Source organism: Mesorhizobium sp. M0293 (genome assembly GCF_040321735.1).
Lineage (GTDB): Bacteria > Pseudomonadota > Alphaproteobacteria > Rhizobiales > Rhizobiaceae > Mesorhizobium.
This window is the reverse complement of the sequence record NZ_JAMYSA010000143.1, coordinates 1-13,238: the sequence shown is the minus strand read 5'-3', so window position 1 is coordinate 13,238 and position 13,238 is coordinate 1. Positions and strand designations below refer to the sequence as shown.

At 59.9% G+C, this 13,238-nt stretch carries 11 protein-coding genes and 8 pseudogenes; 9 read left to right on the top strand and 10 right to left on the bottom strand.

Annotated features, from left to right (window positions below; all coding sequences use genetic code 11):
* A pseudogene (locus NKJ06_RS31195) lies at positions 1-435 on the bottom strand (transposase); the annotation flags it as partial.
* A 709-nt stretch (positions 436-1,144) separates the two neighbouring features.
* On the opposite strand from NKJ06_RS31195, the pseudogene NKJ06_RS31190 reads away from it, so the two are divergent.
* Positions 1,145-1,564 (top strand): annotated as a pseudogene (locus NKJ06_RS31190) (IS21 family transposase); the annotation flags it as partial.
* A 46-nt stretch (positions 1,565-1,610) separates the two neighbouring features.
* On the opposite strand, the gene NKJ06_RS31185 reads toward NKJ06_RS31190, so the two are convergent.
* The gene (locus tag NKJ06_RS31185) at positions 1,611-1,760 is read right to left on the bottom strand and encodes a hypothetical protein (RefSeq protein WP_352811891.1); all 150 of its coding nucleotides are present in this window, start codon (positions 1,758-1,760) and stop codon (positions 1,611-1,613) included.
* On the opposite strand from NKJ06_RS31185, the gene NKJ06_RS35890 reads away from it, so the two are divergent.
* Positions 1,698-2,240, top strand: coding sequence for a Mu transposase domain-containing protein (locus tag NKJ06_RS35890; protein ID WP_502905663.1), 543 nt, complete (start codon positions 1,698-1,700; stop codon positions 2,238-2,240). The two genes, NKJ06_RS31185 and NKJ06_RS35890, sit on opposite strands and share 63 nt — an antisense overlap.
* Before the next feature lie 7 nt (positions 2,241-2,247).
* Positions 2,248-3,004: pseudogene (gene istB, locus NKJ06_RS31175) on the top strand (IS21-like element helper ATPase IstB).
* 98 nt (positions 3,005-3,102) lie between these two features.
* Here the strand turns inward: istB (NKJ06_RS31175) and NKJ06_RS31170 are convergent.
* The 5 genes and pseudogenes from NKJ06_RS31170 to NKJ06_RS31150 all read right to left on the bottom strand — a co-directional run.
* A complete protein-coding gene (locus NKJ06_RS31170) occupies positions 3,103-3,432 on the bottom strand; it encodes a recombinase zinc ribbon domain-containing protein (protein WP_352811885.1) in 330 nt (109 codons plus the stop codon).
* A gap of 25 nt (positions 3,433-3,457) precedes the next feature.
* Positions 3,458-3,964 carry a recombinase family protein gene (locus tag NKJ06_RS31165; protein ID WP_352811884.1) on the bottom strand — a complete coding sequence of 169 codons (507 nt, stop codon included), beginning with the start codon at positions 3,962-3,964 and terminating at the stop codon, positions 3,458-3,460.
* 8 nt (positions 3,965-3,972) lie between these two features.
* Positions 3,973-4,347, bottom strand: a complete 375-nt coding sequence (locus NKJ06_RS31160) for a recombinase family protein (RefSeq protein ID WP_352811887.1) — start codon at positions 4,345-4,347, stop codon at positions 3,973-3,975.
* Complete coding sequence (locus NKJ06_RS31155; RefSeq protein WP_352811883.1) at positions 4,344-4,517, bottom strand: hypothetical protein; 174 nt, start codon at positions 4,515-4,517, stop codon at positions 4,344-4,346. The genes NKJ06_RS31160 and NKJ06_RS31155 overlap by 4 nt, the downstream gene beginning before the upstream one ends.
* 298 nt (positions 4,518-4,815) lie before the next feature.
* A pseudogene (locus NKJ06_RS31150) lies at positions 4,816-5,325 on the bottom strand (IS110 family transposase); the annotation flags it as partial.
* Here NKJ06_RS31150 and NKJ06_RS31145 point away from each other — a divergent pair.
* A pseudogene (locus NKJ06_RS31145) lies at positions 5,312-5,459 on the top strand (transposase); the annotation flags it as partial. The pseudogenes NKJ06_RS31150 and NKJ06_RS31145 overlap by 14 nt on opposite strands.
* A gap of 73 nt (positions 5,460-5,532) precedes the next feature.
* Here NKJ06_RS31145 and istB (NKJ06_RS31140) read toward each other — a convergent pair.
* Both istB (NKJ06_RS31140) and istA read right to left on the bottom strand, forming a co-directional pair.
* Positions 5,533-6,416 (bottom strand): annotated as a pseudogene (gene istB / locus NKJ06_RS31140) (IS21-like element helper ATPase IstB).
* Positions 6,413-7,895: pseudogene (gene istA / locus NKJ06_RS31135) on the bottom strand (IS21 family transposase). Before istA ends, istB (NKJ06_RS31140) begins: the two co-directional pseudogenes overlap by 4 nt.
* 180 nt (positions 7,896-8,075) lie before the next feature.
* Between istA and NKJ06_RS31130 the strand changes: the two are divergent.
* Positions 8,076-8,269: pseudogene (locus NKJ06_RS31130) on the top strand (hypothetical protein); the annotation flags it as partial.
* A 338-nt stretch (positions 8,270-8,607) separates the two neighbouring features.
* Here the strand turns inward: NKJ06_RS31130 and NKJ06_RS31125 are convergent.
* Positions 8,608-8,778: a hypothetical protein gene (locus tag NKJ06_RS31125; RefSeq protein WP_352811879.1), complete on the bottom strand. Its 171-nt coding sequence runs from the start codon at positions 8,776-8,778 to the stop codon at positions 8,608-8,610.
* Between the two features lie 357 nt (positions 8,779-9,135).
* Here NKJ06_RS31125 and NKJ06_RS31120 point away from each other — a divergent pair, with 357 nt between their 5' ends.
* The 4 genes from NKJ06_RS31120 to NKJ06_RS31105 form a co-directional block, all read left to right on the top strand.
* On the top strand, positions 9,136-10,599 hold the full coding sequence (locus NKJ06_RS31120; RefSeq protein ID WP_352811877.1) for an amidase: 1,464 nt from the start codon (positions 9,136-9,138) through the stop codon (positions 10,597-10,599).
* Between the two features lie 67 nt (positions 10,600-10,666).
* Positions 10,667-11,527 carry an ectoine/hydroxyectoine ABC transporter substrate-binding protein EhuB gene (gene ehuB, locus NKJ06_RS31115; protein ID WP_352811876.1) on the top strand — a complete coding sequence of 287 codons (861 nt, stop codon included), beginning with the start codon at positions 10,667-10,669 and terminating at the stop codon, positions 11,525-11,527.
* Between the two features lie 238 nt (positions 11,528-11,765).
* Entirely contained in the window at positions 11,766-12,488 is a 723-nt protein-coding gene (locus NKJ06_RS31110) for a RidA family protein (protein ID WP_352811873.1), read from the top strand.
* 48 nt (positions 12,489-12,536) lie between these two features.
* Positions 12,537-13,238 (top strand): ISAs1 family transposase (locus NKJ06_RS31105; protein WP_352811872.1); only part of this gene is annotated, 702 nt, incomplete at its 3' end.

Below are 13,238 nucleotides of genomic sequence, written 5' to 3'. Positions count from 1 at the left end.
ACGCTTTGACCTTGCCGTCGATCTCTTCGCACAGCCGGCTGACCTGGCTTTTGGAGATGCCGCTCATGCCCATGGCCTTGACCAGGTCGTCGACCGAGCGGGTCGAGATCCCTTGGACGTAGGCCTCCTGGATGACGGCGGTCAGCGCCTTCTCGGCCATGCGCCGCGGTTCGAGGAAGCCCGGAAAGTAGGAGCCCTTCCTCAGCTTGGGGATGCGCAGCTCGACGGTGCCGGCCCGCGTCTCCCAGTCTCTATCGCGGTAGCCGTTGCGCTGAGCCGTCCGCAGCGGGTTCTTCTCGCCATAGCCGGCGCCGGTGGCGGCGCCCACCTCCAGCTCCATCAGCCGCTCGGCGGCAAAGCCGATCATCTCGCGCAAGATATCGGCGTCGGGGTCTTCTCTACGAGTGTGCGCAGGTTCATCATGTCGTTGGTCATCGGTGGTTCCTTCGAATCAGGTTGTGTCAGCAACCCGACCTTACCGAAGAACATCGATGACCGCCGCGAAGCCGCTCGCTCGCTACAGCGCTGTTGAGGGCGCGCTCGCGAGCGGCTTCGCTACCGCCGAGCTACACCACCTGTAGGGAGTACGTCATGCCAAGCTGATAATTGCTTGTGGGTGCAAGTCCCATCCGGCCAAAGCCGTAGCGGGCAAGCCGGGACCGAGTCTTGCGGGCGTCGCGGCAACGCGGGGTCTGAAGTGTAGACAGGAGCCATGCGGGGTGGAGATGCTGTTGGCCCTCAAGGCGCGGCTGGCCGGCTTTGGCCTGACTCTCCACGAGGACAAGACGTGGTTGATCGAGTTTGGGCGGTTCGCGGCCCTTTCACGACAGCGGCGTGGCGAGCGGCGACCCGAGACCTTCGCCTTTCTGGGCTTCACCCACTACTGCGGGCGGACCCGGGATGGCCGGTTCATCGTGAAGCACAAGACGGAAGGGAAACGCCTGACGCGCAAGCTGACGGCGCTGCGCCAGGATGCCTGGCGGCTCATGCATGCGCCAATGGCGGGCGTGACGCTGTCGATCCTGTGGGAGGAGTATCGGGCCGTTCATCCCGACGGTTACGCTTACAGCAGATTCTGTGATCTCTTTAGAGGCTTCGAGCGGCGGCTGACGCCAACGATGCGCCAGGTGCATGTCGCCGGAGGGTGTTCGTCGACTATTCCGGCAAGAAGCCGCCGATCGTGGACCGCAAGACCGGCGAGATCCGCGAGGCCGAGATCTTTCTCGGGGTGCTCGGCGCGTCGAGCTACACCTTTGCCGAGGCGACCTGGAGCCAGACCCTGCCGGACTGGATTGGCTCGCATGTGCGCGTGTTCCGCTTCTTTGGCGGCGTCCCGCGGCTGATTGTTCCCGACAATCTGAAGTCCGGCGTGAATCGGTCGAGCTTCTACGACCCCGAGATCAACCGCAGCTTCGGCATGATGGCTTCGCACTACGGTGTCGGCGTTCTGCCGGCGCGACCGAAGCGACCGAAGGATAAAGCCAAGGTCGAATGTGGCGTCCGGTTCGCGCAGAGCTGCATTCTCGGTCGGCTGCGCAACCAGACTTTCTTTTCCCTGGACGAAGCCAATGCCGCTATCCGGGAGGCTGTGGAGCGGATCAACACCCACATCATGCCGTCGCGACCCGTTCGAGACGATGGAACGTCCAGCGCTCGCCGTGCTGCCGGCCGAGGAAGACGAGTTCGCCGAGTGGCGGCTGGCGCGTGTATCGACAGACTATCATGTCGAGTTCGAGCGCTATTTCTACTCCGTGCCGCACAGCCTCATTCTAGAGCAGGTGGATGTCCGGGCGACGAGCCGAACGATCGAGATCTTCTTCAAGGGCAAGCGCGTCGCTGCCCATCAGCGCCGCTATGGCGGGGCCCGTTTTGGAACCGATCCGGACCACATGCCCAGTTCGCACCGCCGCTACGCGGAATGGTCGCCGGAGCGCTTCCGGCGCTGGGCTCGTTCGATCGGTCTACAGACCGAGGGGCTCGTCATCGCCATCCTTTTCCAGCCGGCCGCATCCAGAACAGGGATTCAGGACATGCCTCGGCGTTCTCAAGCTCTACCAGGCGATCGACACAGCGCAGGCCGAAGCCGTTTCGGCCCGTGCTCTCGAGATCGGCGGCCTGAACTGCAAAAGCATCAGCGCCCTCATCAAATCCCACAAAGCCTCCAGGCACACCGCCGAACCTGCCGCCGTCGGCGAGCACGCCAATCTTCGCGGCCCAGGCTACTTTCATTAAGGAGATAATCAAAAAATGCTGACCAATCCCACCATCGACATGCTGCGTGATCTCGGCCTTTCCGGCATGGCCAACACGTTCCAGGAACTGGAGACGCAGCCGGAGGCACGAGCCCTCCAGCACGGCGAATGGCTCGCCCTCCTGCTCGAACGAGAGGCGACAACGCGCCGTCAGAAGCGCTTCGAGGCCAGAGCGTGAGCCGCCAGACTACGTCACGACGCCCAGATCGAGAACGCCGATTTCCGGGCAACCCGCGGTCTCGATCGCAATCTCTTCATGAGGCTGGCGACATGCGACTGGATCAGACAGCGCCATAGCCTGCTCCTGATCGGACAAGCTGGCGTCGGGAAAAGCTGGCTGGCCTGCGCGCTCGGCCACAAGGCATGTCGCGAGGATCTCTCGGTCGCGTACCACCGTGTGCCGCGCCTCTTCGCCTCGCTCGCCCTTGCCCGCGGAGACGGCCGTTACGCGAAGCTGCTCAAGAGCCTGGCCAAAACGGACTTGCTTATTTTAGACGATTGGGGGCCGGAGAAGCCCAACGACGAACAACGCTGCGATCTCCCTGGAAATCGTCGAGGATCGCTACGAGAAGCGTTCCACCATCCTCACAAGTCAAATTCCCGTGGATCACTGGTATGACATGATCGGCAATCCGACCATCGCCGATGCCGTTCTCGACCGCCTTGTTCATAACGCCTATCGCATCGAACTTTCCGGGGAAAGCATGCGCAAACACAAGGTCCTGCCAGTCCCAGACGCAACTCCCGCTTGACCGAAAACGAGTTCGTCGACAATTATCGAAAGAGACCCAGAGGCGCTCTAAGCCGTCCGGCTTCGCCTCGGAATCGCGTCCGGTATTTCGTCTCGGAATCACCGTCCGGAATCATTGGAATACGCAATCTGGCGCTGTTTTTCGCCAGACTGATGCTCGCGCTGCGCGAGCGCCTGGATGGCCGCTTCAACGCCGAGCGGCTGCAGCAACCGCACGATCTCGGCTCCCACCGCCTCGTCGACCCGTAATGCGCCAAACGAGATACAGGGATCACCGTCGGGATTGCTCCGGGTCGCGTCACACTTATAGCGGCCGACATCACCCTTTGCGCCATTATAGCCAACAAGCAGCCGGCGGCCGCAATGACCGCAACGCAATAGCCCGGCGAGCAAAGTCTCTCCCTTGCGCACCGGCCCGCGCACCATCATGCCTTGCCGTTGGCATTGTCAGTAATCAGCTGTTGATTCCTTTCAAAGTTTGCCCAGGGCAAATAGCCTTCGTGATGATCAACGAGCAAGACTGCCCAATCTGAGCGAGCTTTGCGACGGCCGCGCACGATCGCTTGCGGCCATTTTCAATGATCGTCCGACTTCCGGTTCGGCCAAAGGCATAAGCACCAGCATAAACAGGATTGGTGAGAAGGTTGCTCACCGTCGTGTAGACCGGATGTTTCCACAGCACCTGCTGCTGTCCGGAGATCCTGGGGTTGATGTACGGCAGCGCTATCTGGTCACTGCGAAGCGATAAGAACACCTGGCGGATGCTTTGCATTTCGGCAAAGCGGGTGAAGACCAAGCCAATCGCCTCGCGCACGCGCAGGTCGGGATCCATTTCGATCTTGTCAGGGCTCATTTTCACATAGCCGACGGCGACCGTGAAGAAGAGCTCCCCCCGGCGTGCCTTCTGCTTCAGGGCTTCCATCGAACGGGCCCGCAGGAGCGACAGTTCGAGTTCGCTCATTGTCCCTTTCATGCCCAGCAATAACCGATATGGCGGGGTTCGTAGATTCCATCCTCATCGACGATCACCGCGCCAACCAGGCCGCAAAATTCGATCAGCGTGTGCCAGTCGCGTCCGTTGCGCGCCAAGCGCGACATTTCGATTGCGAACACAGCACCGACACGGCCTTCACAGATCGCTGACAGCAGCTTCTCGAAGCCCGGACGACTGACGCCCGAACCCGAGCGCGAGCGGCCGAGGTCGTCATCGATGACTGTCACATCCGTCCAGCCAAGAGCACGGGCGCGCTCGGCAAGGCCATATTGACGCCGCCGGCTCTCATGATTGTTGGCAAGCTGGTCGACGGTCGATGTAGATGAAGGCGCCGCGCGCCAGGTGGTCAGACGTGATCTTCATCGCCGGCTTCCGTCGCTGCGGCGACGCTCAGCGCTTCCGACAGCAGCGCGCTTACCAGTGGCACCAGCTTCGTCCGTTCGGACGTTGCTATCGGCACCGGTGGGGGCTTGCGCACGAAGAGATCCAATCGGCGGTGACAGGATTGACGATGCTTCATGCTTGTCTCCTCCTTCGCGACGGGAATCGTCGCGCAGCACGCTTAGACAGGCATCGAGCTCCAGACGAAGTTCACGCAGATACGTCAGTGGCAGACGGGGACGCTCCGTCACCATCATCGCTTCCGCCCGATCTTCCGTTATCCAGATTGGCAACTGCACCAACGTGCCGTCAGGCTGGCGGATGATCAGAGCCACCTCGTCACCATGGCGATTGCGTCCGGCAACAACACCGCTTCCCCGTAACGGGGATGAAATCGGTAACGGATAATCGTCTCGCCCGACTGATAGCGGGCATTATGAAGTTGTTGCACCGACGCCAGGAACCGCCATGAGCCGGCGCGTGGTGTCATCCTCATGAGCAAGACGTCGTACCTGCCGGTCCAGCTTTTCCTGTTCCGTGCAGGCCTGTTCATGGACGGTCAGAAGCGGCTCGATCACGGATCGAAGCTGATGCCCGTCGACAACCAACGCCACGACCTTTCGCCGAAACTGCGCACCGATTGAGGGACTGAACTGCAGCCCGTACTCTTTCAGCATTGACCGGACTTGGTTCTCGAGATCGCGGCGGATGGCGATAAGTCGCGATCGCGCCACCAGGAGGGATCGGGTTGCCTGGCTCTCTGTGCTTTTGACCTTGACCTCCCGAAACCAGCCGACGCGAACCAGCTCGGCTAGGCCGCGGGCATCGGTCTCATCACTTTTGTTCATTCGAACTGAAAGTGCCGCCTTCGCATGCCGAGCATCAATACAGACGACCGGCAATCCGACCCGTTTAAGCTCATGCCAGAGCCAACTCGGACTTGTCCCCTCGGAGCGCTCGACCGGTGACGCCGTGACGGGGCGGTATCACCAAGACTGGGAATGCCCGAGTGCGCCGCGTCTTGGCAGAGAGCGCTTGGACTTACCGCTATCCGGCCAAACTGGGGAAAAGGAAATACTTCGAAAGCCGCCACATGCCTGAAGTTATAGCGCGACAATCTGGGAGAGATCTGCGCGACAATCTGGATGAGACTCTCAGAGCGCGGTCACGGGCAAATTATCATGCTGATTGTCGCTGGCAAGGCGATTGTCGGTTTCTGATTGCCGCTCCGCGACAAGTTCGTGCGTGTTTTTGATTGTCGCGTAGGAGGCGGGCCTGCCGCGCTGGCGTTTGGCGGACCTGCGCCTGTAGCTTTTCGACATTCATCTCGAAGATCGTTGCATGATGAACAAGTCGGTCCACCGCGGCGAGGGTCATGGCGGGATCCGGAAAGACCCTGTTCCATTCTCCAAAGGGCTGATTGGCGGTGATCATGACGGAGCGCCGCTCATATCTTGCGCAGATGAGTTCGAAGAGCACGCTCGTTTCGGCCTGGTCTTTGGTGACGTAGGCCAGATCGTCGAGGATGAGCAGATCGAACTTGTCGAGTTTGGCGATGGCGGACTCGAGCTGCAGCTCGCGGCGCGCGACCTGCAGCTTCTGAACGAGATCGGTGGTTCGGGTGAACAGCACGCGCCAGCCGTTCTCAATGAGGGCGAGCCCAATAGCTGCAGCGAGATGCGACTTTCCGCCGCCGGGCGGGCCAAACAACAGGATATTGGCACCCTTTGCGAGCCAGCTGTCGCCGGCGGTCATGGCCATGACCTGCGCCTTGGAGACCATGGGTACGGCATCGAAGGCGAAGCTGTCGAGTGTCTTTCCAGGCGGCAGATGCTTCGGCCAGGTGTCGTTCGATCCGGCGCCGATCGCGCTCGGCCAACTCATGCTCGGCAATGGCCGACAGGAACCGGGCGGCGGGCCATCCCTCTCGATCGGCCTGTTCGGCAAATTGCGGCCACAGGGTCTTGATCGTCGGCAATCTGAGTTCGTTGAGCATGATGCCGAGGCGGGCTTCGTCGATGATGTGGGCGTCCTTCATGCGACGTCTCCCGCATAGGCCGTGCCGATCAGGGCTTCATAGCCGTTGAAGGAAGCAAGCTGCACCGAGACGGTCGGCAGCCGCGCGGGATCCGGACCAAGAGCGTTCGCAAGACAGCGATATCGGGCAGGTCGCCGGCGTCGAGGGTCTCGGCGAGTTGCTCGGCGAGTTCGCGCTCGCAACTCCGCTCGTGGGCAAGCGCCAGCAGTTCGACCATGATCTTGCAGGCCTGCTTATCGGGAAGCTGCTCGACGAGCGCATCGAAGGCCCTGCGGTATTCCTGCCGCGGGAAGAGCTTGTCGCGATAGACAAGATGGAGGAGCGCCATCGGCTTCCTGCGCAGGGAATGGATGACATGGTGGTAGTTGACGACCTGATCGTGCCTTCCATCCGCATGTCCGCGGCCTCTGGGAAGCGTCATCAGACGTGTTCCTCCGACAAAGATGTCGAGGCGATCGTCGAACAGCCGGACGCGAAGCCGGTGTCCGATCAGGCGGGAGGGAACGCCGGTCCGCGACACGGTCACGACCACCTCCTCGAAGTCGCTGGTCCGCCGATCGGGGAGTTCCTGCAGATGAGGGCGCTCGGCATCAATGCGCTTGCCATGATTGGCGTTGTGCCGGCTGACGATCTCGTCGATGAAGGCGCGGTACGTGCCGAGATCGTCGAAGTCCCTGCTGCCGCGCATCAGAAGGGCGTCACGGATCGCGTCCTTGAGATGGCCATGCGCGCTTTCGATCGCTCCGTTCTCGTGGGCGACGCCCTTGTTGTTGCGGGTCGGCGTCATGCGATAATGGGCGCAGAGCTCCTCGTAGCGATGCGTGAGATCCTCCTTCGCATCGGCGCTGAGATTGCGGAAAGCCGCCGACAGGCTGTCGCTGCGGTGATAGAGCGGCGCTCCGCCAAGTGACCAGAGCGCGTTCTGCAGTCCTTCGGCCAGGGCCACGAAGCTTTCGCCCCGAGAATGACATGGGTGTGTTCGAAGCCCGACCAGGCGAGCCGGAAGTGGTAGAGCAGACGATCGAGCGGCTGGCCCGAGATCGACACGCCCAGGCTGCTCATGTCGGTAAAATCCGACAGACCGAGCCGGCCGGGTTCGTGAAGCTGACGGAAGATAACCTCCTGCTCTTCGCCGTGGATGGCGCGCCATGACCGAATGCGCCGCTCCATGGTCCGGCGAATGCCCTCGCTCAGGTCCGGGTGCCGCCGCAGTATCTCCTGGTAAATCGCAACGGCACGAATGCCAGGCGCCGCCTTCAAAAGCGGAACGACTTCCGCTTCGAAGATATGCTCAAGCGGATCGGGGCGACGGCGCTCACGGGGCTGCTTCTTTTGCGAGGGAAGCCGGGGATCGTGCTCGATACGATAGGCTGTCGCCCTGCTGATCGACGCCTTGGCGGCGGCTACCTCGATGGAATTGTTCTGTCGGTACTTCATAAAAAGCCTCGTCTGATGATCGGTTACATGGCGACCCGGCACAAAGGTGATTCTCCATTCAGAAAACCACCAAGCTACCGGGCCGACCGCGATCACAGACGCTGAAAAATGGCGCCGCGGCGGGGGTGTAACTCCGGTCGGGCTACGCCCTCCCTACGTCACACCCCCGCCGCAGAGTCTCATCCTGATTGACGCTGAATCTCATCCCGATCGCCGCGCCGCACTGAAGTCGTGCGAGACATAGCCTGGAACGCACAGGCGCGCTTGACTAAGCGCTACAGGGCCCTGAACGACGTGGCAAGCGCAGCACCGTGGCTGTGACCGCAATAGCTCGGGAACTCGCTGCTTTCATGTGGGCCATCGCCCGAGCGGATGAGCAGCAGGCAGGAACCTGGATCTCGGTCGCGACGAAATAATCATCGCGCCTATCGGCGGGGACGTGGCATTGAATGAGGAATTCCCGGCACCGCTTTTTGGCCGGAATGCCTACGCCCGTTGGAAGAGAGGACCAGCCCCGGACGAATACATGGACATGTGGTAACCAACCCGCGCATCAGAGCTTGTTCACCCGCGTCCTGGCCACGTCTCCACCGATAGGCGCTCAGTCAATGAGAAACCGACCGAGGAAATCGGTGTCGGGTGGATTACTGCGCAGATCGCGCCTTGCAAAGGACATCAGAGCGGTGCGCCAAGGCACCTTTCCCGAAATCGTCTTGATGGTTAAGTCGCTCGTTGGTCGGCGCGCCAGCGCCGATCACGCCGGGTCATAATGGGTGACGTAGTGGAGTTCGCGCAGAGCGGGGATGACGAGGGCGATGTCTTTGTACGCCTCATGCTCGATGAAGTGCGCGGTCTCGGGTCCCGGCCTGGGCTTGCCGAGGACGGGCTGCCCCTTTTTGTAGACGCAGTAGATCGGCAGCAGCAAGCCGTGGTTGGGTTCTTGAGGTCGAGCAGCCGTTTCCAGCTTTTGATGTTGAGATTCATGGCCGCGTGGAATCCCTGGCACCACGGTCGGGGGTCGATGCCGCCGCTGGGCTTGGTGGCGAATCGGGGCGCATAATCCTGCGGGCTGTCGAAGAGCGTCTCGTTGATCCGGTTGTGAATCCTGGCGACGCTGGCAAACACGGCGTGATCGGTTGCAGAGCCTTTGGCCAAGACGTCGCGCGGCAACCCCATGCGGCGCATTCATTAGTGCATTTCATGTAAGACTCCGTACCATATTATGCATTTTATAGTTTTTTCACGTCAGCATAGTGTCAAAAAAATGATCAGGAGATTCGCTGTGAAGAGCAGACAAGACCCTATCGCACTGGATGCTTCCGAGCTTTGTCGCCTGGATGCTGCCTCGCTGGCGGCCGCCTATCGGCGAAAAGAACTGTCGCCTGTAGAAGTGACGCAGGCGGCTTTGGACAGGGCAGAGGAAATCCAGCCATCGCTAAACGCCTTCACCTTTCTCGATCACCAAGGAGCGCTCGATGCCGCGCGGATGGCGGAAGAGCGCTGGGCTCGCGCGGAGCCACTTTCGTTGATTGATGGTGTACCGACGACTCTCAAAGATATTGTTCATGTCGAGGGATGGAAGGTGCGGTACGGCAGCCGGGCAACCGATAACCGGCCGTTTCACCACGACGCTCCCTCCGTCTCCAATTTACGCAGGGCAGGCGCGGTCTTTATTGGGCAGACTACGACTCCCGAGTTTGGATGGAAGGCTGTCACCGACAGCGCAGAATACGGGATTACACGCAATCCTTGGGATCCAGATCGCACTCCCGGAGGGTCTTCGGGAGGTGCGGCTGCAGCAGCTGCCGCCGGTGCGGGCGTTCTGCACCTTGGAACCGATGGCGGCGGGTCTATACGCATTCCGGCCTCTTTCACCGGCATCGTTGGGCATAAACCTACTTATGGCCGAGTCCCCGCTTATCCCCCAAGTTCATTCGGCACCGTGGCCCATATCGGGCCGATGGCGCGCACCGTTGCCGATGTGGCAGCGATGTTAAACGCCATGTCCGGTCGTGATCGCAAAGACTGGACCCAGCCTTCGGAAGCTTTTCCGGATGTTTCGCTGCAAGAGATCAATTGGACTGGCAAGCGAATTGGATATTGGAATACGCCATGCGTGGGTGGGGTGGATCCAGAAGTCGCCGCCGCAGTTGACGCTGTCATGGGTGATCTGCAGACTGCAGGTGCCATAGTTACGGAGATAGCGCTTCCGCAACAGGATAGTTTGTTAGAAACGTTCTATTTGTTCTGGTTTGTTGGAGCGGCTAACCGCCTGTCCTCCATCGATCCTGAGAATCATGCGCTGCTTGATCCGGGCTTCACAAATGCCGCTCGCGTCGGTGAAAAGTACACGGCCGTTGAGCGCATGCAGGCTGAGCTACGAAGAGCTGAGTTCGGCGCAAAGATGGATGCGCTTCTCAATGACTATGACTGCATTGTGTCACCCGCAGTTCCCATCACCGCCTTCGAGGCCGGCAGTGATTTTCCTGCTGGAAGTGGAGTTGCAAACTCCTTTGAATGGTCTTCCTTCAGCTTTCCGATCAATCTGAGCCAACAACCAGCTTGTTCGGTTCCCTGTGGGTTATCATCAAATGGCCTTCCTATCGGTTTGCAAATCATCGGGGCGCGGGGGGGCGACGCGGGCGTGCTGAGTGCGGCGCTCGCCTACGAGAGGCTTTACCCGGATCGCTTTATTTCTCGGAGGGGAACTTGGCCCAAAATTAATGTAGGAAGTGCCATGGAATAAAAGCAACTAGCCTTCCAGACGTACTAATGATGTTAACACAGCAATCCAAAGAAAATGGGGAATGAAAATGACTAAAGTAACGAATCGCCGAAGCCGTCGGTTAGTCCGGTTGACAATGACGCTCGCAGTTACATCAGTGTTAAATCTGCATAGCTATGGCGCGCATGCACAGACCCTCCAAGAGGCGAAGGCAGATGGAATTACAATTGCCATTGCCAACGAACCACCGATCATGAAAATGAACCCTGACGGATCGCCGGGTGGTTTGGGGCCCGAACTGGACGCAGCCGTATTCAATGAAGTTGGTATCACGAAATTTTCCGCTCAGGTTATGGAATATGGGGCAATGATCCCCGCCATACAATCGCGCCGTGCGACTATGATTTCGGCTGGCGCACTTTTCATCAAACCGGAGCGTTGCGAAGCGATCCTCTACTCCGAACCGGTTGGATGTAACGGCGAGGCCTTCATTGTGTCGGCCGCGCTCGGCGCAAAGGTGAAAACCTTCAAGGATGTGGCCGAGCAAGGCTTGAAGATTGGCGTGTGCGGTGGATGCAGCGAACAGAAGCTAGCGCGGGAAGCTGGCGTGAATGAGGAGAACATCGTAGTTTTTCCTGATGCGACTAGCGGACTTAAGCTCCTAACTGACAAGCGCATCGATGTCTTTACTAATGACGCGCTCACAGCGGCATCGCTATCCAAGAGGCAAAATTCTGGGGAATACTCATTAGTCCGACTCGATAACTTCAGCTTCTGCACCGGTGCAGGTTTCAACAAGGACAGTGCGGAGTTGCGTGACGCGTATAATGAAGGTTTGCGTAAAATCAGGGCGAACGGTAAGTATCTGGAAATTATGAAGAAGTACGACTTCGAAGAAGGTACACGAGGTACCGACAAGGTTACCACGGCGCAATTGTGTGACAAGTAAAACACTGACGACGATAGGTGAGGAGGAGGTGCCTTGTGACGCCTCCTCACAGCCGACCTTCTCGACTGCCATTCACCGGAATCACGACTTATTCCGTGTAGGAACACTTTCCGCACCAGCAAAAGCGTGAACCCCGCCGAATTTGCCGACAGAAATCATCATTCTGTCGGGAAGTGATGGACAAGGTATTTGGGCTGGTCGGACGACGACTCATAGAGTTGAAGGGTTAAATCGAGACATGAGGCATCAGATCTGGAGCCTACCAATCGGGCGGGCTCATCATTTGTCGGCCAGCGCTGGTGTATTTACCTTCATCGGGGGAGCTGGCGACTTCGATGACACAGGGCGGATCCGACATCCCGGCGATCTAGAGAAACAGATCGGTGGCGGGATGGCTAATCTCGCTGAAGCGCTCGCGGCGGAGACCTGCACCCTCGACGACGTCGTGCGGCTCAAGGTGCACTACACCGCGGACTGCGACGATTGGGAACTGATCGCGGCACTGGCTCGCTTTTTCAAATTCGATCCGATGCCGTCGATCAGCACGATGCCAGAACCCATGCAGCCTTTTGCCGGCCAGGCGATCCAGATACAGGCTATTGCCCAGCGCAGTTGGCGGAGGAATTCCGATGTCCGAGCAGTCCCGCGACCCGTACCCCCGCATATACAGTCGCTTTTGAATGGACGAGCGGTAACGGCAGGCTTGCGTGCAGGCGAATCCATCGCCCTGGCCAACCGCACGGCGGAAAGTGCCGATGGCAAGATTGGTTATCCCGGCGATGGTGTGGCGCAAAGCCATTTCATCATGGAAAAGCATCCCGAAACACTGTCGGCGCTCGGGGCCTCTTTCCAGGACTGCATCAAGATGGAGGGCTATTACTTTGGGGCCACCATGGAGGAATGGGCACCGCTTGGCAAGGCGCGCATGAGTCATTTCCAGGGCGGAATCATGAATCGTTAACGCTCCGGTAACCAAGCGGGATTCTTTTGGCCGGGAAGGAGACCGGCCATGGACGCAAGCTTTCTCGATCATATTGACGACATTGAAGACCCTCGCGTGCCCGGAATGGTGGTCTATCGGCTCGACGAGATCCTGCTCACGGTGCTCGTGGGCCTGTTGTGCCGAGCGGCGGATTTCGACGAGATCGAGGACGTGGGCGTCGAACTGCTCGACTGGCTCCGGCGCATCTTGCCGTTCGCGCATGGGGTTGCGCCGGCGCAGACCTTAAAGCGTACGCTCGCACGGCTCGATCCGCGACAGTTGGAGACGGCGTTCGCCGCCTGGGTGAAGAGCCTCGCCGGGCGCATCGGCGGCGTCGTCGCCATCGACGGCAAGACCGTGCGCGGCTCCAAGCAGGACGCCGACGGGACAGGCGCGTTGCATCTCGTTCAGGCCTGGGCGCACGAGGCGGGCCTCGTGCTGGCACAGCGGGCGGTGGACACCAAGAGCAACGAGATCACCGCCATTCCCGAGCTTCTCGACATGCTCGCCCTCGAAGGCGCGATCGTCACCATCGACGCGATGGGAACGCAAAGGCAGATCGCCGCCAAAATCGTCTCCAAGAAGGCCGATTATGTCCTGGCGCTCAAAGGCAATCAGGGAACTCTCGAGGAGGATGTCGCGCTGTTCTTCGACGATCCCGTGCTCGCGGCCGATTGTTCGTGTCATGAAGAAGAGCCGCAAGCCGGCCACGGCCGGATCGAGGAGCGC